Source organism: Natronobacillus azotifigens, from assembly GCF_026805325.1.
Lineage (GTDB): Bacteria > Bacillota > Bacilli > Bacillales > Amphibacillaceae > Natronobacillus > Natronobacillus azotifigens.
Window position 1 is genome coordinate 79,064 of the sequence record NZ_JAPRAT010000002.1, and the last position, 18,950, is coordinate 98,013.

An 18,950-nucleotide genomic window follows, 5' to 3' on the forward strand; every position below is an offset into this window, starting at 1 on the left:
AAGTATTTTAGGAGTACTAGAAGGATGTTAAAAAGGAGATCATAATGGAAGGTCAAAATAAAGCTACTCTACATGACATGCAAGATCGCGTTGATACATATATTTCTCAATTTAAAGAAGGCTATTTCCGTCCTTTAACTATGATTGCTCGGTTAAGTGAAGAAATAGGTGAATTAGCTAGAGAAGTAAATCATGTTTATGGAGAAAAACCGAAAAAAATAACAGAAGACGAAAATACAATCGAAAACGAATTAGGTGATTTACTATTCGTATTGTTGTCTTTTGCAAACTCATTACATATCAATTTGGAAGATGCTTTTGATCAGTCGATGACAAAAATCGAAACAAGAGATAAAGACAGATGGACAAAAAAAGAAGTGGAGTGTGAACAGGATGAGTAAAGTTCGTGTTGTTGTTGCGGGAGCAAGTGGTAAAATGGGAAGTGAAGCTTTACGTATGATTGAAAAACAAGAGGATTTGGAATTAGTAGCGTGCATTGATTTACATAACGACGGAAAAAAAGTGAAAGAAATTGAAGGGTTACCAAATTTTGATGCATTGTTTTATAATGATATTGACCGTTGCTTTTCCAATGAAGAAGCCGATGTCTTAATTGATCTAACAAGTCCGGAAGTTGGTTATCGTCATACAAAAAAAGCGATCGAAAACGGTATTCGTCCAGTGGTAGGAACAACAGGGTTTACAAAGGAACAGATAACGGAGTTATCCTCGCTAGCTAAGAAACAAAAGACAGGTGCAGTTATTGCCCCAAACTTTGCAATGGGTGCTGTTTTGATGATGCAATTTTCAAAATTAGCAGCAAAGTATTTTCCTGATGTAGAAATCATTGAAAAACACCATGATCAAAAATTAGATGCACCATCAGGTACTGCTGTAAAAACTGCTGAATTAATTCAAGAAGGTAGAAAGAAAAAAGTACAAGGGCACCCTGATGAACAAGAAACGATTGACGGAGCAAGGGGTGCTGATTTTGACGGAATGCGAATTCATAGTGTTCGGTTACCAGGTCTTGTTGCTCATCAAGAAGTGATTTTTGCTGGGCCAGGTGAAAACTTAACCATACAACACGATTCTTTTCATCGAGAGTCCTTTATGTCAGGAATAAAGTTTGCTATTGATCATGTAGTGAACATGGACGAACTTGTTTATGGTTTAGAAAACTTAATGTTGGATAAAGAATAAAATTTAGGGAGATGAAAAAATGAAAATATCTTTAATCGCACATGATAAAAAGAAAGAACAAATGATTCAATTTGCAACATCTTATCGTCACATTTTAGCAGAACATGAACTATTTGCAACAGGCACAACCGGGCAAAAAATACAAGATGCTACTGGATTATCCGTTGTTCGTTTTCAATCCGGCCCAATTGGTGGAGATCAACAAATAGGTGCAAAAATTGCAGAAAACGATATGGATTTAATTATTTTCTTCCGTGATCCATTGACTTCTCAACCTCACGAGCCGGACATTAGTGCCTTGATGCGTCTTTGTGATGTTCATCAAATCCCACTTGTAACGAATTTGGCTGGTGCTGAGATCGTTATTCGTGCATTAGAGGCTGGTTTTTTTGCTTGGCGAGAAATTGTACGTGATGTAGATAACTTGGATAGTAATACATGATGAAAATTGGTATTACTTGCTACCCTTCCGTCGGTGGCTCCGGTATTGTGGCAACAGAACTAGGCAAACTATTAGCTGAACAAGGGCATGAGGTGCATTTTATTACATCGAGTGTTCCTTTTCGGCTTAATAAAGTGTATCCTAGTATATATTTTCACCAAGTTGAAGTGAATCACTACCCAGTATTTCAACATGCACCATATGATTTAGCATTAGCAAATAAAATGGCTGAGGTTATTGATGCTGAACAACTTGATATTTTGCATGTCCATTATGCAATGCCACATGCCATTTGTGCTATTTTAGCAAAACAAATGGCGACTCACGACGTGAAAATTGTTACAACCTTACATGGTACCGATATAACAGTATTAGGGATTGATCGTAGTTTAACGAAGATGATAAAATATGGGATTGAGTATTCGGATGCAGTTACCGCTGTATCCGATAGTCTTGTCCAGCAAACCATTAATATGCTTGATATAACAAAAAAAATCGATGTAGTGTATAATTTTGTTGATCAAACAGAGTACTATTATCGATCAAATGAACGATTAAAAAAAGAATACAAAATAAAACCTGAAGAAAAAGTACTTATTCACATATCAAATTTTCGAAAAGTAAAAAGGATAGAAGATGTCATTCGAACCTTTGCCAATGTTCAAGAACAAGTCTCAGCAAAATTATTATTGGTTGGTGATGGTCCTGAATATTCAGAGATGTACGAACTTGTAAAAAACCTAAATATTCAAGATCAAGTATTATTTCTAGGGAAACAAAATGATATTGCGGGATTGTTCTCCATTGCTGACCTTAAACTGCTAATGTCGGAAAAAGAGAGTTTTGGATTGGTATTAATCGAAGCCATGGCATGTGGTGTTCCTTGTATTGGGACAGAAATTGGCGGTATACCTGAAGTTATCGTACCGGGTGAAAATGGATTTATTGTTCCATTAGGCGATATAGATAATGCAGCCAAACATGCAATTGATTTGCTAAAGAATAATGAAAAATGGAACAGATTTTCCATAAATGCACTAAATCATGTTAGCGATAATTTTTCCTCTGAAAAAATTTTGAAACAATATTTACAAATCTACGACGCTGTCTTAATGGGTGAGTAATATGTTTGAATCAACTTTTTATAATGCAATTAAAATAATAGAAGAGATCGAAGCAAAAGGTCATCGTGCTTATATTGTTGGTGGAGCAGTTCGAGATTTTTTGAATGACAGAAAAATTCATGATGTCGATATTGCCTCATCAGCGACACCGACAGAAATCCAAGAGATCTTCACAAAAGTAATTCCAGTAGGAATTGAACATGGTACGGTAATTGTAAGATACAATCACCAATCCTTTGAGGTAACTACTTTTCGTACAGAAACTGGTTATACAGATTATCGACATCCTGATCAAGTTGAATTTGTGCGTTCTATTTATGATGATCTAGCACGACGAGATTTTACGATTAATGCGATTGCCATGGATAAGAAAGGTAAAATCATCGATCCTTATTCGGGGAAATTAGATATAGAGCGTCGATTAATTCGAGCTGTCGGTAATCCTGAGGATCGATTTACGGAAGATCCATTAAGAATGTTACGAGCTTTACGATTTGTTAGTCAGTTAGATCTTGAAGTGGAACCGGCTACGTTAACGGCAATAAGTAAACAAATTCATCTCATCAAACACTTAGCGATCGAACGTATATCTGTTGAGTTTGAGAAAATGTTAGCTGGTGCCAATTTTAGAACTGCTCTAAAACTCTTTAAAGAGCTAAATGTCTGGACTTACTTCCCTGTTTTGCATTTCGATCGATCTCTTATCAAATGTTTATATGATCTTCCGATTTCCTTATTAAAACTATATGAATGTTTTGCTTATCTAAAAATGAAAGACGATCAAGTAGATATGAAGCAACTAACAAAAAGTTTTAAACAGTCCAAGGAAACATTCCGAAATGCAGAGCAGTTAGTAACATCATTAGTAGAATACAAAGTAGATGGATTGTCCAATTGGCTAATTTATAAGTTTCCTGAATCACTCTATGAAAGTTTCTTTCGTCTAGTGAAAGCATTATTTCACTCCTTTGTTGTGGGTGATCTAAAAGCGAGAAGGAAACATTTAGCGATTCAATCAAGAAAAGAGTTAGCGGTTTCAGGGACTGATATCATTATATGGTATCCAGATCGTGCTAAAGGTCAATGGATACAAACACTTCTGAACCGAATAGAGTATGCGGTAGTAGAAAATCAAATAGATAATAACATTGATGCCATAAAGGAGTGGGTCAATTCGTGTCATCCACCCGAGAACAATTAATCGAATTACTTGCAAAACAAGGAGGTTCTTTTGTTTCTGGTCAATGGATATCAGAAACATTAGAAATTTCAAGGACAGCTGTCTGGAAGCAAATGAAGCAGTTGGAGAAAGACGGATACCAGTTCGAGGCAGTCCCTAACAAAGGCTATAGAATTGTAGAAGTACCTCATAAACTAAGCGCAAATACAATTCAATGGGGATTACATACGAAGTGGCTAGGGAAAGAGATTGTTCACCATGATCGTATTTCGTCTACACAAACAACTGCTATTGAATATGCTCAAGAAGGTTGTGATCATGGAACAGTGATTGTTGCGAATAGACAATCGAATGGTCGAGGGCGTTTGAGTAGACAGTGGTATTCTGATAATGATCAAGGTATTTGGTTAAGTGTCGTCTTACGGCCAGATATCTCACCAATGAAGGCGCCCCAACTTACATTAGTAACGGCTACTGTATTGGCAGAAGTAATCGAACAGATATCCCAAACCACTCCCGCCATTAAATGGCCAAACGACCTGTTACTGAATAATCGCAAGCTTGCCGGAATCTTAACAGAGATGCAAGCTGAACAAGATAAAATTCATTATCTTGTCATTGGCATTGGCATCAATGTAAATCAGTCGTATCAAGAGATGGATCTTTCGGTGAGAGAAATAGCAACATCTTTGCAAATAGAAACAGGTAAAACTTTTCATCAAACAACGTTTATTCAACTATTGCTAGAATGCTTAGAACGTCGTTATCAGCAATATTTAGATGAGGGTTTTCATTTGATAAAAGCAAGCTGGGAACAATATGCTTATAAAATGAACAAGGAAGTTACTTATCAAACAGGAAAGGCTAAGCAAAAAGGGTTCATTCGTGGAATTGCAGAGGATGGAGCTTTGTTAATGGAGACCGAGTCAGGACGCATAGATTCTCTCTATTCAGCGGAGATTGATTGGTTTTCATCTGATCCCGGAGCAACCGTCCGTAAGACTCTCACTTCAAAACAACAAGAAAATTAACGTTGTTTACGTTCGAGCAACGGACGCTAGCACCCCGAATGGTTCAACTAACAATCAGTGGGGAAACCACCCCCTGATTGAAGTTTCACTTTATCCCGGAGCAACCGTCCGTAAGACTCTCACTTCAAAACAACAAGAGAATTAATGTTGTTTACGTTCGAGCAACGGACGCTAGCACCCCGAATGGTTCAAGGGCCTTTAGGTCATCCTTTAGGGCTAACAATCAGTGGAGAAACCACCCCCTGATTGAAGTTTCACTTTATATGAGGAGTGTTTTGTTATGAAAAATACGATATCATTAAAAAATATGAAGTACGATAAGGAAAAAATTACGATGGTCACGGCATATGATTATCCTTCAGCGAAGCTCGTTGAGCAAGCTAATGTTGATATGATTTTAGTTGGAGATTCTTTAGGAATGGTAGTGTTAGGATATGAATCAACCATTCAAGTCACAGTAGATGATATGATTCATCATGGGAAAGCTGTTACACGAGGAGCACCAAATACATTTGTTGTAGTGGACATGCCATTTATGTCTTATCATATATCCCTGGAAGACTCCATGAAACAAGCCAAAAGAATTTTCCAAGAAACCGGAGCACAAGCTCTTAAGGTTGAAGGGGGATCTCCTGAAATCCTTACTGTCGTTCAAAGATTAACAAATGCGGGAATTCCAATTGTTGCTCATATTGGATTAACGCCACAATCGGTAAATGTGTTTGGTGGTTTCAAAGTGCAAGGTAAGGACCAGGAAAGTGCAGAAAAATTAATTCATGATGCAGAAGCTTTACAAGCTCATGGAGCAATCGCTTGTGTATTAGAATGTGTACCGAAGCAACTAGCAGCAACAATTACAAGTCGTCTAACTATTCCCACGATTGGAATTGGGGCAGGAGTTGATTGTGATGGACAAGTGTTAGTTTATCATGATCTTTTACAATATGGTGTAGATCGCCTAGCTAAATTTGTGAAAACCTATGCGGATGTAAATCAAGTAACGAAACATGCAATTTCAGAGTATGTAGCAGATGTAAAAGCAAATAATTTCCCAGAAGAAAAACATAGTTATTTGTTGGATCCAAACACTGTTTTACCTGAAAAGATGGGGGAATAGTCCATGAAAATAATTCGATCTGTAAAAGAAATGCAAGATCAAGCGATCCTACTAAGGTCTCAAGGGAAAACGATCGGATTTGCCCCGACAATGGGATATTTACATGATGGTCACATCGCTTTGATGAGACAAGCACGGAAAGAAAACGATATTGTGATTGCTAGCATCTTTGTTAATCCACTTCAATTTGGTGAGAATGAAGATTTCGATAAATACCCTCGTGATGAAGCAAGGGATAGGAAAATTGTAGAAAAGGAACAAGTAGATATTTTATTTCTTCCTGATATTTCAGAGATGTATCCTAATTCAATGGGTGTTACAATGGATGTAGTTAGTCGTATAGGCGTACTATGTGATCGTAATCGCCCTGGTCATTTCAAAGGTGTGATTACGGTATTAACGAAGTTATTCCATCTTACACAACCAAGTCGAGCCTACTTTGGATTAAAAGATGCACAACAAGTAGCAGTTGTTGATTTACTGGTAACGGATTTAAATTTTCCGATCGAAATTAAGATGGTACCCACGGTTCGTGAACCAGATGGTTTGGCAAAAAGTAGTCGAAATGTTTACTTAACAGAGCAAGAGCGACTAGAATCTAAACACTTATATCAAGCTTTGCAATTAGGAAAGCAAAAAATAATTGACGGTCAAAAAAATCCTGTTATGATAGTGAATGAAGTTAAAACCTATTTGAAACAAAATATAACAGGTAAAATTGATTATTTGGAATTACTATCCTATCCTACATTATCACCAGTTAATTTGATTGATGAACAAGTAATCATAGCGGTCGCTGTCCAGTACAGTCAAGCCCGCTTAATTGATAATATCATTGTTACACCATAGAGAAATGATCTGAGCTGTTACACTAGGAGGAATAAACATGTATCGAACCATGATGAAAGCAAAAATTCATCGCGCACGTGTCACGGAAGCGAACTTAAATTATGTTGGTAGCATTACGATTGATCAAGACATTATGGACCAAGTAGGGATTTTACCACATGAAAAAGTTCAAATAGTAAATAATAACAATGGCGCGCGTTTGGAAACCTATGTAATTCCTGGTGAGCGAAAAAGTAAAATCTTTTGTCTAAACGGCGCAGCAGCAAGACTTGTACAAAAGGACGATATCATTATTGTTGTTTCCTATGCAATGGTATCGGATGAGGAATTGACGACTTTTAAACCCAAAGTTGCTTTAATGGATTACGATAATCAGATCACTCAGATTATTGACCAAGAACCTCCGTTAACAGAACTTTAAAAAACGAGCTCTTACCATTTTGGTAAGAGCTTGTCCTTATGTAAAGAAAATGTAGATCTTGGGGCTGAGAAGATGAACAAATTTGCAATCATTGATCTTGAAACAACGGGAAATTCTCCTGCCAAAGGAGACCGAATTATTGAAATTGGTGTGGTGGTTTGGAAAGACGGGGAAATCATTCAGCAATACGATCGTTTGATTAATCCGAATGTCCATATTTCTCGTTTTATCACTTATCTAACGGGAATAACGAATGAATCTGTCATTCACGAACCAACTTTTGAAATGGTTGCCCGTGAAGTTCGTGCGTTGTTTAATGATGCTTATTTCGTGGCACACAATGTACCATTTGATTTAGGTTTTTTAAATGCTGAACTAAAACGTGTTGGATTAGCGCCATTAACTCAACCAGTAATTGACACGGTTGAACTAGCGCGTATATTATTACCAACCGCCCCTGGGTTTAAACTTGTCCAATTAGCAGATTGGTTATCGTTTCAACACCAAAACCCACACCGAGCTTTATCTGATGCATACGTTACAACCGAATTATTATCAAGATTAATCGATAAAGTGAACAACTTACCGTTAAGAACAATTGAAATGCTGGCAAAAATTGAGCCAAATTTAAAAAGCAATTTGGCAACGATACTTGCAACACGACAAAAAGAGGCCAAGAGTTCGTTGGAGGAAGATGATCGCTATGAAGTCGTCCAAGGGTTGGCGATTAAAAAAATGCCTCCGGATCATAAAGTAGAACATCCAACTTCGATCGAATCGTTTGGTGCCTTCTTAGATCAATTATTTTCAAACAATGGAAGATTAGCATCTGAAATGGATAATTATGAAGCACGAGCTGGCCAAAGAGAAATGGCAGAGCACATTTATCATATTTTTCAAAGTGAACAGCACGGTATTATTGAAGCTGAAACAGGCACAGGTAAATCATTAGCCTACTTGATTGCTGGGATTTATCAAGCAGTTTCCACAAACGATAGAATTATAATAAGTACATACCTGACATTATTACAAAGTCAGTTAATGGATCATGAAATTCCATTATTAAAGAAAGTTGTACCTTTTCCCTTTACTGTAGTCGTACTAAAAGGAAAACAACATTATTTGAGTTTAAAAAAGTTTTCAGAAACTTTGCGTTATCACAAAACAGATAACTATGATCAAGTACTAACGAAAGCAATTTTATTAGTCTGGTTAACGGAAACAAAAACCGGTGATATCGACGAAATTCAGTTACCGACTAGTGGACAACGTTTCTTTCGAATGGTATCTTCTGAAGCAGAAGGCCAATTGCAACCAACGTCTAAGCCTTCTATGTATTCCTTTTATCAACGCGCTAGAGAACGGGCCCTGTCCGCTGATCTCGTTATTACGAATCACGCCTTGTTATGCACGAATATGACGCATGAGGATCGTTTATTACCCGAATTTGATAAAGTGATTGTAGATGAAGCACATCATTTAGCAGCGAGCACAGGTCAACACTTTGGATTACAATTGGATTATGTTTCATGTTTAAGAATATTAACTAGTACAGAGAAACTTTTTTCAACTCGTCATCATCAAATAGGTGGTATCAAAAATGACTCTGATCTATCTCTGTTTAAAGAAACCCTTCAAGCTGCGAAAGAAGAGACGGACACTTTGTTTCGTTATCTATTTCATTTTGTGAAAGGGAAGCAAGAGAAAGATCGAAATATTAACGATACGGGACGCTATCAATATACCATTGTTGAGGAAGACTCATCAGATTGGCGAATTTGTCTTGAAATGGTTAGTCGACTTCGTTTTCTCCTTCGTGACCTCACGACAATGTTAGAAGCATTGTACATGCAGATGGAAGGTCCTGATAGAGAGCGATTCTTATCAAAAACAGACGAATTAGAGGCATTGTCAAAAAAACTTCATAACTATTTTTATTTAACCTCAGCGAACGATCGAATTAGTTGGGTGGAGATTGAAGCAACTGGTGCTCAAAATGCCGTGTTCTTGTTTCAACAACCCATTGATGTGGCAAAGGTCTTGAAAGAGCAATTGTTTGATAAAAGAAAAAGTGTGGTACTAACTAGTGCATCTATTAGTGTAAAAAAATCTTTTGACCATTTTAAAACGACAATTGGCTTAAATGATCTTGCACTGATTGAACACAAGCTTCCCTCTCCATATCACTATGAAGATCAAGTGAGAGTATTGATTCCTAATGATTTTCCTATAGCAAAATACCAAGCAATGGATCCTTTTATCGAAGCAACGTGTGAAGCTGTTTTTAGTCTAGCTGAAGTAACGAAAGGTAGAATGTTAATTTTATTTACTTCTTATGATATGCTAAAAAAGGCTTACAAAATATTACGAGAAATTTTAGCAGATGATTATGTTATCATTGCACAGGGTATTTCAAGTGGAAGCCGAGAACGACTAAAAAAGAACTTTCAAACGTTTGATCAGTCCATATTATTAGGTACCAATTCTTTCTGGGAAGGAATTGACATACCAGGTAGCGATCTGTCTTGTGTGGTTATTGTCAGGCTTCCTTTTGAGTCCCCTAACCATCCTGTGTATCAAGTGAAGTCTGAACAGTTAAAGAAGAAGGGGAAAAATCCTTTTATGGATTTATCATTACCGAATGCCGTAATTCGTTTTAAACAAGGGTTTGGTCGACTTATACGGTCTACCACTGATCGGGGCATCATTTTTATTTGTGATGATCGGATTATGACTGCTAAATATGGTAAATATTTTATTGATTCAGTGCCAAAAGTTCCGATTCACTATCGCTCCACTAATGAATTATTGGAAATCGCACAAATTTGGTTATGACGCACGCTATGATTACACATCCTATTGCTATAATTCAGGAAAGCAGGTAGGTAAATGCGTCTCAAGCGATTCATTATTTTGTGCATAAGCATCGGTATCCCATTCTTGGTATCCTTTTCGTCTGAGGATTACCAAACAGGAGTGATTGAACTAGAAGAAGCATCTCTCTATTTTTTAAATCTCCCAGACGGAGAAGCAACGTTAATAAAAACGCCTCAAAAGGGATATTATTTGATCAATACTGCCTCTGCATATAGTAAAGATGCCTTATTTGATAAATTGAAACATTTACACATAAAAAAAATTGAAGGACTCTTTTTAACTGAAGAAACAGACCAATATGCAGAAAATGCGGGAGCGATTATTGAGGAATTTGAAGTATCGGATCTTTATTTATCGAATCACAGTACTTTGAGAAGTCACTATTCAGAGCTAGACGTGAATCTTCATCTCTTGAAGGAAAATGACTTTATAAATCTTGAAAGTGATTTAAGTGTGAAAGTATTGGCGACCAACTCAGGAGGTGCGATGACACTGTTGCTAAATTATGGGGAGACAACCATTTTATATATGGGTATTGATGATCCTGTTCATGATTTAATGATACAACATCATCAGTTGAATCCAAATATCATAAAAGTAGCGAATTTTGGTCAAGGATACTCTCCTAGTGAAGAACTTCTACAAGCATGTGACCCGCATGTGGGTATTGTTTTTCACGAAAAGAATGAACTTGTAAATGAAGATATTATTAATCGGCTTGAACAGTTTTGGATTGATGTTTATCAATTGAAGCAAGTGGGTACAACGATTGTGCGTATGAATAAAAATGATTATGAAATTATTCCGTAGAAATGCAAAAATAGTCAAAAAATCGATAACCAGTCATTATTTTGATGAAAAACCTGTTATAATTAGATAAACTGTTTTTATTAACATTCCTTAATTAAGGATTTTATTAAATACAACCTAAATGGAAAGCTGGGATATAATGAAAAACGATAAAATTGTAACACTAGCGACAGTAACATTAGAAAACAATCCTGAATTGTACAAAGTAGTTGATAGTTTAAACCGTACATTAAAAGAAGATGATTTAATGTTTGGTTTAGCATTAGATGAGGATGATCATGAAACAGCGATCTTTACTATCTATCGTACCTAATTGGCTTAAAATCGGTTTGGTTGTTGGGTTTCTTTTATTGATTGGGTTTCTTGGTTATGGTATTAATTTGTATCAAACCATTCAAGCAAACAAAACAGAAGACTTTGATCAGACGAGAAGAAGAGTCATTGCTGAAACAGAGCTAGTCGAAATAGATGACATTTCGCGTTATCATGGTAATGCTTTTTATCATGTCGTTACAGGGACGACCAGTGAAGATGAGCAAGTACTAGCTTATGTTTTAGTGGATAACGATGAAGAAGAAATATTGATTTATCATCTTTCAGAGTTAACATCAAAAGAAACGGTTACACACACCTGGCAAGAAGAGATGGACGTTAAGGAACTTTTATCTAAACAATATGGAATTAGGGGTACTACACCATTGCTTGAATTCATTTATATCGATGCTAACAACCGTTTAAGCTATGATTATTACCGTTTAGATGATGGCTCTTATGATAGTGGTATTTCTTTTTCCCAAAAATTTAATTAGAAGAAAGGTGATTTCATGCAATTAGCAAATCGCGTGCAAACATTAACACCATCAAGTACTCTAGCTATTACAGCGAAAGCGAAGGCGCTTAAGCAAGCAGGACATGATGTCATTGGTTTAGGAGCAGGTGAACCCGATTATAACACACCGGAGTATATCTTGAATGCAGCTAGTGAATCCATGCATGCGGGATTAACAAAATATACTCCAGCAGCAGGTATTATGGAATTGAGGCAAGCTATTGTTGATAAAATGAAAAATGATCATCAATTGGACTATCAAACCAATCAAGTTATCGTGACACTAGGGGCAAAACATGCGTTATATACCTTGTTTCAAGTACTGTTAAACGAAGGAGATGAGGTAATTGTACCAACTCCTTATTGGGTTAGTTATCCTGAGCAAATAAAACTTGCTGAAGGGAAGCCTGTTTTTGTTACTGCTCAAGAAGAAAATCAGTTTAAAGTACTTCCTGAACAGTTAGAGGCAGCGATTACAGATAAAACAAAAGCTGTGATCATCAATTCACCTAGTAACCCTACAGGTATGATGTATACGAAAGAAGAGTTAGCAACCTTAGGTGAAATTTGTTTAAAGCATAATATCTACATAATATCTGATGAGATATATGAAAAATTAATTTACACCGAGCAACAGCATGTCTCCATAGCTGAAATTTCGGATAAACTAAAGAGTAGTACGATCATAATTAATGGTGTTTCAAAGTCTCACTCGATGACGGGTTGGAGAATCGGATATGCAATTGGCAACGTTGATATTATTCAAGCCATGACAAACCTTGCTTCACACTCAACATCGAATCCAACCACAGTTGCTCAGTATGCTGCTTGTGCAGCCTACCAATCTGATTCGAATGCAGTAGAAGAAATGAAAGTTGCATTTAAAGAACGCCTGGATCAAGCATTTGAATGGATATCTGCATTACCGGGAGTTAGTTGTATAAAACCTAAAGGTGCTTTTTACTTGTTTCCTAATGTTATAGAAGCAGTGAAACGAACTGGCTTTGAAACGGTGGAAGATTGGGTTACAGCAATTTTAGATGAAGAAAAAGTTGCTCTTGTTCCTGGTTCAGGGTTTGGTGCGCCAAATAATGTTCGTTTGTCCTATGCAATTGGATTAGATCAATTGGAAGAGGCAATCAAGCGGATACAACGTTTTATCGAAAGACATCAACAATAAGAAGGATAATTTTGGAGGTATTTTTGTGAAAAAGACAATAAGGGAAGTCAAAGATTATGTAGGAAAAGAAGTAAAAATGGGTGCATGGCTTGCAAACAAGCGTTCAAGCGGAAAAATTGCATTCCTCCAGTTACGTGATGGTACGGGATTTATTCAAGGAGTCGTTGTAAAGGCAGAAGTTGGGGAAGAGGTCTTTCAATTAGCGAAGAATATTACCCAAGAAACATCCTTATATGTGACAGGAACTGTTGTGGAGGATACACGTTCTCCATTTGGCTATGAGTTACAAGTAAAAGAATTAGAAGTTATTCATGCGGCGGTTGATTTTCCGATTACACCAAAAGAACATGGAACAGAATTTTTAATGGATCACCGTCATCTATGGTTGCGATCAAAAAAACAACATGCAGTGATGAAAATAAGAAATGAAATCATCAGAGCAACTTATGAATTCTTTAATGAAAATGGATTTATCAAAATTGACCCGCCAATTTTAACTGGTGCTGCTGCAGAGGGCACAACAGAATTATTCCACACAAAATATTTTGACGAAGAAGCTTATTTATCACAAAGTGGACAACTCTATATGGAAGCGGCTGCCATGGCGTTTGGAAAAGTATTTTCTTTTGGCCCAACATTTCGTGCGGAAAAATCCAAAACAAGAAGACATTTAATTGAATTTTGGATGATTGAGCCGGAAATGGCTTTCATGAATCATGAAGAAAGTCTTCAAGTGCAAGAGAATTATGTAAGTTATTTAGTTGCCTCTGTTTTGAAGAATTGCCAATTAGAATTAAATACGCTAGATCGTGACGTAGAAAAACTAGCAAAAATCAAAGCACCATTCCCAAGAATTACATATGATGAAGCTGTTACGTTATTACAAGAAAAAGGTTTTGACGATATTAAATGGGGAGAAGATTTTGGAGCTCCTCACGAGACAGCAATTGCTGAAAGTTTTGATATGCCAGTGTTCATCACGCACTATCCTGCTAACATCAAAGCATTCTATATGAAACCAGATCCAGAACGTCCTGAGGTCGTTTTATGTGCGGATTTGATTGCGCCGGAAGGTTATGGGGAGATTATTGGGGGATCACAACGAATTGATGACCTAGATTTGATGAAACAGCGCTATGAAGAACACCAGCTTTCTGGTGATGCTTATCAATGGTATTTGGAATTAAGACAATATGGTAGTGTGCCACACGCAGGTTTTGGTTTAGGACTAGAACGTACGGTTGCATGGTTCTCTGGTGTAGAACACGTTCGGGAGACGATTCCTTTCCCACGTTTGTTAAATCGTTTATATCCATAAAGAAAACAACCCCCGATCGTTATAAGCTCGGGGGTTGTTGATTCTTCGTGATTATGTTCAAAAAGCGGATAATAATTCAAGAAATTAAAATGCCCTTTACAGAATAATCCATCATAATTACAGATTCCAAAAGTTATCCCTTTTTCATATGCATGTTTTTCAAAGGTAGCCTCTCCCTACCGCAAAGTTGGGTGATAGTATAAAAGGTATAACAAATCATTGGTGTAACGGGTCTAGTAAGATAAGGAAAAATCTCTACTGCTTGAAGTTTCGCTTTATGGTAAAATGTTTGAAGAGGTGAGTGAATTGACACAGGAAGATCAATACCAGAATTTTTTAATGGATCAAATAACGATCCCAAGTAAATTGTTATCAGACTATCACAAACATAATATCGCAGAAAAAGAAATGATTGTTATTCTTCAAATTCATCGCTTCTCTTTATTAGGTGTTTATTTTCCTACACCGGATGAAATTGCAGCAACAGTATCCTTTGATGGACAGGAATGTAGCACAATATTACGTAAACTGCTCCAAAGAAACATGCTAAAAATTATCGAAACGAATGATGAACAGTCGATGGTAGGAGAGCGTTATTCATTAGAACCGTTGTGGGTGAAACTTTATCAAGATTCAACAGATAAACAGGAGCAGTCATCCAATGAATCAATGAATATATTCCTTCTTTTTGAACAAGAGTTTGGGCGAACGCTTTCTCCATTTGAAATTGAAAATATTAATATGTGGATTGATGAAGAAGAGCAAGAGCCAGCACTGATAAAAGCAGCTTTGAGAGAAGCAGTGTTAATGAGCAAGCTGAATTTTAAATACATTGATCGAATTTTGCGCGAATGGAAACGAAAAGGGATCCGTTCTGTTGGACAAGCCCGAGAACATTCGAAAGCATTTCATGATCGTCAAAGTCAGCAAAGTAATAGGGGCCAGACTGAACAAAAAAGAGATCACTCCATTTATTACAATTGGCTCGAAGACGAGTAAAGGAGGGGATTGTTGTGCTAAATAAAACAGAAATTCGATTTGTATTAGACGTGATGGAAAGAATGTTTCCAGACGCAGAGTGTGAGTTAGTTCATGATAATCCATTTGAACTTGTTATTGCTGTAGCATTATCTGCACAATGCACAGATCAATTAGTGAACAAAGTAACCAAGGATCTTTTCAAAAAGTATAAAACACCAGAGGATTATTTGTCCGTTTCCCTGGAAGAATTACAGAATGATATTCGATCGATCGGTTTATTTCGTAATAAAGCAAAGAATATTCAAAAATTATCGCAATCATTACTTGATCATTTTAATGGGGAAGTACCAACGACGAAAGAAGAATTAGAAACATTAGCAGGTGTAGGCAGAAAGACAGCAAATGTGGTTACGTCTGTTGCTTTTGGTGAACCAGCCATTGCCGTTGACACGCATGTAGAGAGAGTGTCCAAACGATTAGGCATTTGTCGGTGGAAAGATTCTCCCTTAGAAGTAGAAAAAACGCTTATGAAGAAAATTCCTCGCGATGAATGGAGCGATACTCATCATCGGATGATTTTTTTTGGAAGATACCACTGCAAAGCACGCAACCCAAATTGTGAGGAATGCGATTTACTTGTGCTTTGTCGAGAAGGAAAAAAGCGGATGAAACAAAAAGGAGCATCGAATTCATGAGTAATGAAAAGAGATCTTTGATTCAAGTTTGGAAAGATGAACGAGATTCCATTTCAACATTATTTCAAGAAAAAAAATACAAAGAAGCGATCAAGCCAATGCAGGAATGCACAAAAAATTTTTTGCGAATTATCCTTGAATTAAATCATCTTAAGTCATCCATGCATTTAGATCAGGAAGCTTTGGAACAAGTAAAACATAAACCAATCAACCTGTCAGAACGGTTGGACTATGTTGATCAAAATCCAAGTCAATATCACGCATTTATTCAGTTAGATGCATTGTATACAGAAGTTGAGAAATTAGCTGCGAAAGTTGAGATTCTTGAACAAACAAAAAAGAGCTAAAAATCTAGCTCTTTTTTTTGTTAATCCAAATTACTAATCGCCCTGGTCTGTTTCTTCATCATCGGGTTCCTCATCAGGATCGTTTTCATCCTCTTCATCATCTCCATTTTCATCGTTTGATGAGTCATCTGAATTTGAATCATTTCCTGAATTCCCTTGATTATCTCTATTCCCATTATTACCTGGATCAGGCGTTTCTTCTTGAGGTTCTTCAGGCTCTTCCGGTTCTTCCGGTTCTGGTTCTTCTACCTCTTCTTCAGGGATTTTTATCTCTATTCGTTCGGTATCACTTCTATTGGAACTATTTCGATTACTTACTGCACTTACTTCTATCGTGTATGTGGAACCGCGCTCCACATTACTGATTGTAAAACTCGTATCTTCGGTTGTCGATTGATTATTTGCTGAACCATTGGTTCCATACCTAACTTCAAAAGTAACATCTTCGTTTCCATAATTCCATGATAGGTTAATTTGATTACTGCTTTCATCATAAGTGGCTTTTAAACTTCTTACGGCTGCAAGTTGATCAAACCGCTCAGAAGATTGTTTCGGTTCATGACCACGTTTGAAAAGTTCGGTAACAATTTGAGAATCAGGTGTATACTCACTTGGTAATTTTGCCGGATTCGAACCCCGTTCAACACCGACGCGAACAACGGAATTCGGCATTTCAAAATCTGGAGTATCCTTACCAGATGATATACTAGACATTAATTCTTTAAATAATAGCCTCGAAATCCTTGTGTCTTTGACAGCTTCGGTATTGCTATCTGGATAACCTGCCCAAATAGAAATGGAATAATTCGTTGTATAACCGGCAAACCAAACATTAGAATTATTATCTGTAGTTCCTGTTTTCCCGGCTACCGGCAATCCTGGTATGTTGGCAGCTGTTCCTGTACCACTACTCACTACAGTTTTTAACATATCAGTGATCATATAAGCAGTGGAATCAGACATCGCTGCTTCAGGTGTTGATCGAAAACTTTCTTTATGACCATCAGGAAATACTACTTCTGATACAGCATAAGGTTCATTATAGATTCCTGCATTTCCAAAAGCACTATAAGCTCCAGCCATTTGGAGGGGTGTAACTCCAGTTTCTGTTCCGCCAATAGCGTCACGTATATTTATTTGATCATCATAAAATTTGATTCCTAGTCCTTCGGCAAATGCTTGTGCTTGACTCAATCCAACAGCATCTAGCGCTTTGGCGGATGGAACGTTATAGGACTGTTCTAGAGCACGACGTGCGGTCATCCATCCATGATTATTTCGATCCCAATTTCGAATCGGATCCGTACCTGTTACTTCAAATGGCGCATCATCATTAATTTGTTCATAAGTAGACCAATTTAAATGTTCAATTGCGGGTCCAAACGAAATAATTGGTTTAATTGCTGATCCAGGTTGTCTACCATCACCTTGAATGGCATAATTCCAATCACCCGCTTGACGATTACGTCCACCACCAATCGCTCGAATGGCGCCAGTTTGGGTATCTACCACTGCGATACCAGATTGCAAGCGATCATCTGGAAAACTAATTGGACTATCTTCAGACAATACGCGTTCAACATGTTGTTGTGCAGAAGGATCTAATGTTGTATGAATTTCTAGTGAATCCGTATAAATGTCTATTCCTAATTTATCTTCCATTTCTTTTGCTACTTGATCAAGAAAAGCACGATAAGGCGTGGCTTTTCTTTGGGTAATATTCAACATATCCTCAATTGACACAGCTCTTGCTTCATCTGCTTCTTCCTCAGTAATCTTTTCGTGGCGAACCATTAGGTTAAGCACTGTATTCATTCTTCTTTCTGCCAAGTCAGGATTCACGGTCGGATCATAAGCGGAAGGGCGTTGTGGCAATCCGGCTAGTAAAGCTGCCTCTGGCAACGTTAACTCATCCAATGTTTTCCCGAAATAAACTTCTGCAGCTGTTGCTACACCATATGCTCCAGCTCCGTAATAGATTTTATTTAAATACATCTCTAAAATTTCATCTTTTTCATAACTGCGGTCCAATTGTAATGCTATCCATTGCTCTTGTACTTTTCGCTTTACGGTTTGGTCTGTAGAAAGAAAGGCACCCTTTACTACTTGCTGAGTAATAGTACTACCACCTTCTGCTCCAAAACCTCTTGAGACGTTAGCGAGCACTGCACCACCTATTCTACGAATGTCGATTCCAGAATGATCATAGAAACGAACATCTTCCGCAGCTAACACAGCGTCAATTAATACTTCGGGGAAATCTTCATAATTTACCGATGTTCGTCTTTCTGTGCCTAAATCAGCAAACAACTCAGCGTTCATATCATAAACTTTTGTGGAGGTAGGATCTACTAATAACGCATGATCTAGCTCAGGTGCTGTAAAAATATAATAAGAAAAGACAGATCCAACACCGATAATGGTAAGGAGAAAAATTGCTAATAGGCTTAGCATGATTTTTTTCCATATGGATGGTTTATTTTTTTTCATTTCTTTTTGTTGTATTCTTCTTTGTGTACGTGATTGGCTATTATTTGCCATAACAC

At 37.1% G+C, this 18,950-nt stretch carries 19 protein-coding genes; 18 read left to right on the forward strand and 1 reads right to left on the reverse strand.

Features of this window, described 5'->3' with window-relative positions:
- Window positions 1-44: 44 nt before the first annotated feature.
- The 18 genes from OWO01_RS01425 to OWO01_RS01510 all read left to right on the forward strand — a co-directional run bounded on the left by OWO01_RS01425 (window position 45) and on the right by OWO01_RS01510 (window position 16,404).
- Window positions 45-401 (forward strand): nucleotide pyrophosphohydrolase, encoded by a 357-nt coding sequence (locus OWO01_RS01425; protein ID WP_268778639.1) that lies wholly within the window; start codon window positions 45-47, stop codon window positions 399-401.
- A complete protein-coding gene (dapB, locus tag OWO01_RS01430) occupies window positions 394-1,203 on the forward strand; it encodes a 4-hydroxy-tetrahydrodipicolinate reductase (RefSeq protein WP_268778640.1) in 810 nt (269 codons plus the stop codon). The genes OWO01_RS01425 and dapB overlap by 8 nt, the downstream gene beginning before the upstream one ends.
- A 19-nt stretch (window positions 1,204-1,222) precedes the next feature.
- Entirely contained in the window at window positions 1,223-1,645 is a 423-nt protein-coding gene (gene mgsA / locus OWO01_RS01435) for a methylglyoxal synthase (RefSeq protein ID WP_268778641.1), read from the forward strand.
- Window positions 1,642-2,769: an N-acetyl-alpha-D-glucosaminyl L-malate synthase BshA gene (gene bshA / locus OWO01_RS01440; RefSeq protein ID WP_268778642.1), complete on the forward strand. Its 1,128-nt coding sequence runs from the start codon at window positions 1,642-1,644 to the stop codon at window positions 2,767-2,769. Before mgsA ends, bshA begins: the two co-directional genes overlap by 4 nt.
- Window position 2,770: 1 nt before the next feature.
- On the forward strand, window positions 2,771-3,970 hold the full coding sequence (locus OWO01_RS01445) for a CCA tRNA nucleotidyltransferase (protein WP_268778643.1): 1,200 nt from the start codon (window positions 2,771-2,773) through the stop codon (window positions 3,968-3,970).
- A complete protein-coding gene (locus tag OWO01_RS01450) occupies window positions 3,946-4,980 on the forward strand; it encodes a biotin--[acetyl-CoA-carboxylase] ligase (RefSeq protein ID WP_268778644.1) in 1,035 nt (344 codons plus the stop codon). Before OWO01_RS01445 ends, OWO01_RS01450 begins: the two co-directional genes overlap by 25 nt.
- Before the next feature lie 280 nt (window positions 4,981-5,260).
- Window positions 5,261-6,097 (forward strand): 3-methyl-2-oxobutanoate hydroxymethyltransferase, encoded by an 837-nt coding sequence (panB, locus tag OWO01_RS01455; protein ID WP_268778645.1) that lies wholly within the window; start codon window positions 5,261-5,263, stop codon window positions 6,095-6,097.
- Between the two features lie 3 nt (window positions 6,098-6,100).
- Window positions 6,101-6,946: a pantoate--beta-alanine ligase gene (gene panC, locus OWO01_RS01460; protein WP_268778646.1), complete on the forward strand. Its 846-nt coding sequence runs from the start codon at window positions 6,101-6,103 to the stop codon at window positions 6,944-6,946.
- A 37-nt stretch (window positions 6,947-6,983) separates the two neighbouring features.
- A complete protein-coding gene (gene panD, locus OWO01_RS01465; protein WP_268778647.1) occupies window positions 6,984-7,367 on the forward strand; it encodes an aspartate 1-decarboxylase in 384 nt (127 codons plus the stop codon).
- A 72-nt stretch (window positions 7,368-7,439) separates the two neighbouring features.
- Complete coding sequence (gene dinG, locus OWO01_RS01470) at window positions 7,440-10,202, forward strand: ATP-dependent DNA helicase DinG (RefSeq protein WP_268778648.1); 2,763 nt, start codon at window positions 7,440-7,442, stop codon at window positions 10,200-10,202.
- A gap of 54 nt (window positions 10,203-10,256) precedes the next feature.
- Window positions 10,257-11,054 (forward strand): MBL fold metallo-hydrolase, encoded by a 798-nt coding sequence (locus OWO01_RS01475; protein WP_268778649.1) that lies wholly within the window; start codon window positions 10,257-10,259, stop codon window positions 11,052-11,054.
- A 139-nt stretch (window positions 11,055-11,193) separates the two neighbouring features.
- Window positions 11,194-11,367: a YpmA family protein gene (locus OWO01_RS01480; protein ID WP_268778650.1), complete on the forward strand. Its 174-nt coding sequence runs from the start codon at window positions 11,194-11,196 to the stop codon at window positions 11,365-11,367.
- Window positions 11,333-11,863, forward strand: coding sequence for a cell wall elongation regulator TseB-like domain-containing protein (locus OWO01_RS01485; RefSeq protein ID WP_268778651.1), 531 nt, complete (start codon window positions 11,333-11,335; stop codon window positions 11,861-11,863). Before OWO01_RS01480 ends, OWO01_RS01485 begins: the two co-directional genes overlap by 35 nt.
- Before the next feature lie 15 nt (window positions 11,864-11,878).
- Window positions 11,879-13,063, forward strand: a complete 1,185-nt coding sequence (locus tag OWO01_RS01490; protein ID WP_268778652.1) for a pyridoxal phosphate-dependent aminotransferase — start codon at window positions 11,879-11,881, stop codon at window positions 13,061-13,063.
- A 25-nt stretch (window positions 13,064-13,088) separates the two neighbouring features.
- Entirely contained in the window at window positions 13,089-14,381 is a 1,293-nt protein-coding gene (gene asnS / locus OWO01_RS01495; RefSeq protein WP_268778653.1) for an asparagine--tRNA ligase, read from the forward strand.
- Between the two features lie 297 nt (window positions 14,382-14,678).
- A complete protein-coding gene (locus tag OWO01_RS01500; RefSeq protein WP_336283688.1) occupies window positions 14,679-15,380 on the forward strand; it encodes a DnaD domain-containing protein in 702 nt (233 codons plus the stop codon).
- Window positions 15,381-15,394: 14 nt separating this feature from the next.
- Window positions 15,395-16,057, forward strand: coding sequence for an endonuclease III (gene nth / locus OWO01_RS01505; protein ID WP_268778655.1), 663 nt, complete (start codon window positions 15,395-15,397; stop codon window positions 16,055-16,057).
- Window positions 16,054-16,404 (forward strand): YpoC family protein, encoded by a 351-nt coding sequence (locus OWO01_RS01510; protein ID WP_268778656.1) that lies wholly within the window; start codon window positions 16,054-16,056, stop codon window positions 16,402-16,404. The genes nth and OWO01_RS01510 overlap by 4 nt, the downstream gene beginning before the upstream one ends.
- A gap of 33 nt (window positions 16,405-16,437) precedes the next feature.
- Here OWO01_RS01510 and OWO01_RS01515 read toward each other — a convergent pair whose 3' ends face one another.
- On the reverse strand, window positions 16,438-18,945 hold the full coding sequence (locus OWO01_RS01515) for a penicillin-binding protein 1A (protein ID WP_268778657.1): 2,508 nt from the start codon (window positions 18,943-18,945) through the stop codon (window positions 16,438-16,440).
- Between the last annotated feature and the right edge of the window lie 5 nt (window positions 18,946-18,950).

What these genes read in the sequence shown, in the direction of transcription:
- OWO01_RS01480 (WP_268778650.1), top strand. Translation starts at nt 11,194, where the DNA reads ATGAAAAACGATAAAATTGTAACACTAGCGACAGTAACATTAGAAAAC.
- dapB (WP_268778640.1), top strand. Translation starts at nt 394, where the DNA reads ATGAGTAAAGTTCGTGTTGTTGTTGCGGGAGCAAGTGGTAAAATGGGA.
- OWO01_RS01515 (WP_268778657.1), bottom strand. Translation starts at nt 18,945, where the DNA reads ATGGCAAATAATAGCCAATCACGTACACAAAGAAGAATACAACAAAAA.
- bshA (WP_268778642.1), top strand. Translation starts at nt 1,642, where the DNA reads ATGATGAAAATTGGTATTACTTGCTACCCTTCCGTCGGTGGCTCCGGT.
- panD (WP_268778647.1), top strand. Translation starts at nt 6,984, where the DNA reads ATGTATCGAACCATGATGAAAGCAAAAATTCATCGCGCACGTGTCACG.
- OWO01_RS01425 (WP_268778639.1), top strand. Translation starts at nt 45, where the DNA reads ATGGAAGGTCAAAATAAAGCTACTCTACATGACATGCAAGATCGCGTT.
- OWO01_RS01490 (WP_268778652.1), top strand. Translation starts at nt 11,879, where the DNA reads ATGCAATTAGCAAATCGCGTGCAAACATTAACACCATCAAGTACTCTA.
- panC (WP_268778646.1), top strand. Translation starts at nt 6,101, where the DNA reads ATGAAAATAATTCGATCTGTAAAAGAAATGCAAGATCAAGCGATCCTA.
- panB (WP_268778645.1), top strand. Translation starts at nt 5,261, where the DNA reads ATGAAAAATACGATATCATTAAAAAATATGAAGTACGATAAGGAAAAA.
- OWO01_RS01475 (WP_268778649.1), top strand. Translation starts at nt 10,257, where the DNA reads ATGCGTCTCAAGCGATTCATTATTTTGTGCATAAGCATCGGTATCCCA.
- OWO01_RS01485 (WP_268778651.1), top strand. Translation starts at nt 11,333, where the DNA reads ATGAAACAGCGATCTTTACTATCTATCGTACCTAATTGGCTTAAAATC.
- OWO01_RS01445 (WP_268778643.1), top strand. Translation starts at nt 2,771, where the DNA reads ATGTTTGAATCAACTTTTTATAATGCAATTAAAATAATAGAAGAGATC.
- mgsA (WP_268778641.1), top strand. Translation starts at nt 1,223, where the DNA reads ATGAAAATATCTTTAATCGCACATGATAAAAAGAAAGAACAAATGATT.
- OWO01_RS01510 (WP_268778656.1), top strand. Translation starts at nt 16,054, where the DNA reads ATGAGTAATGAAAAGAGATCTTTGATTCAAGTTTGGAAAGATGAACGA.
- dinG (WP_268778648.1), top strand. Translation starts at nt 7,440, where the DNA reads ATGAACAAATTTGCAATCATTGATCTTGAAACAACGGGAAATTCTCCT.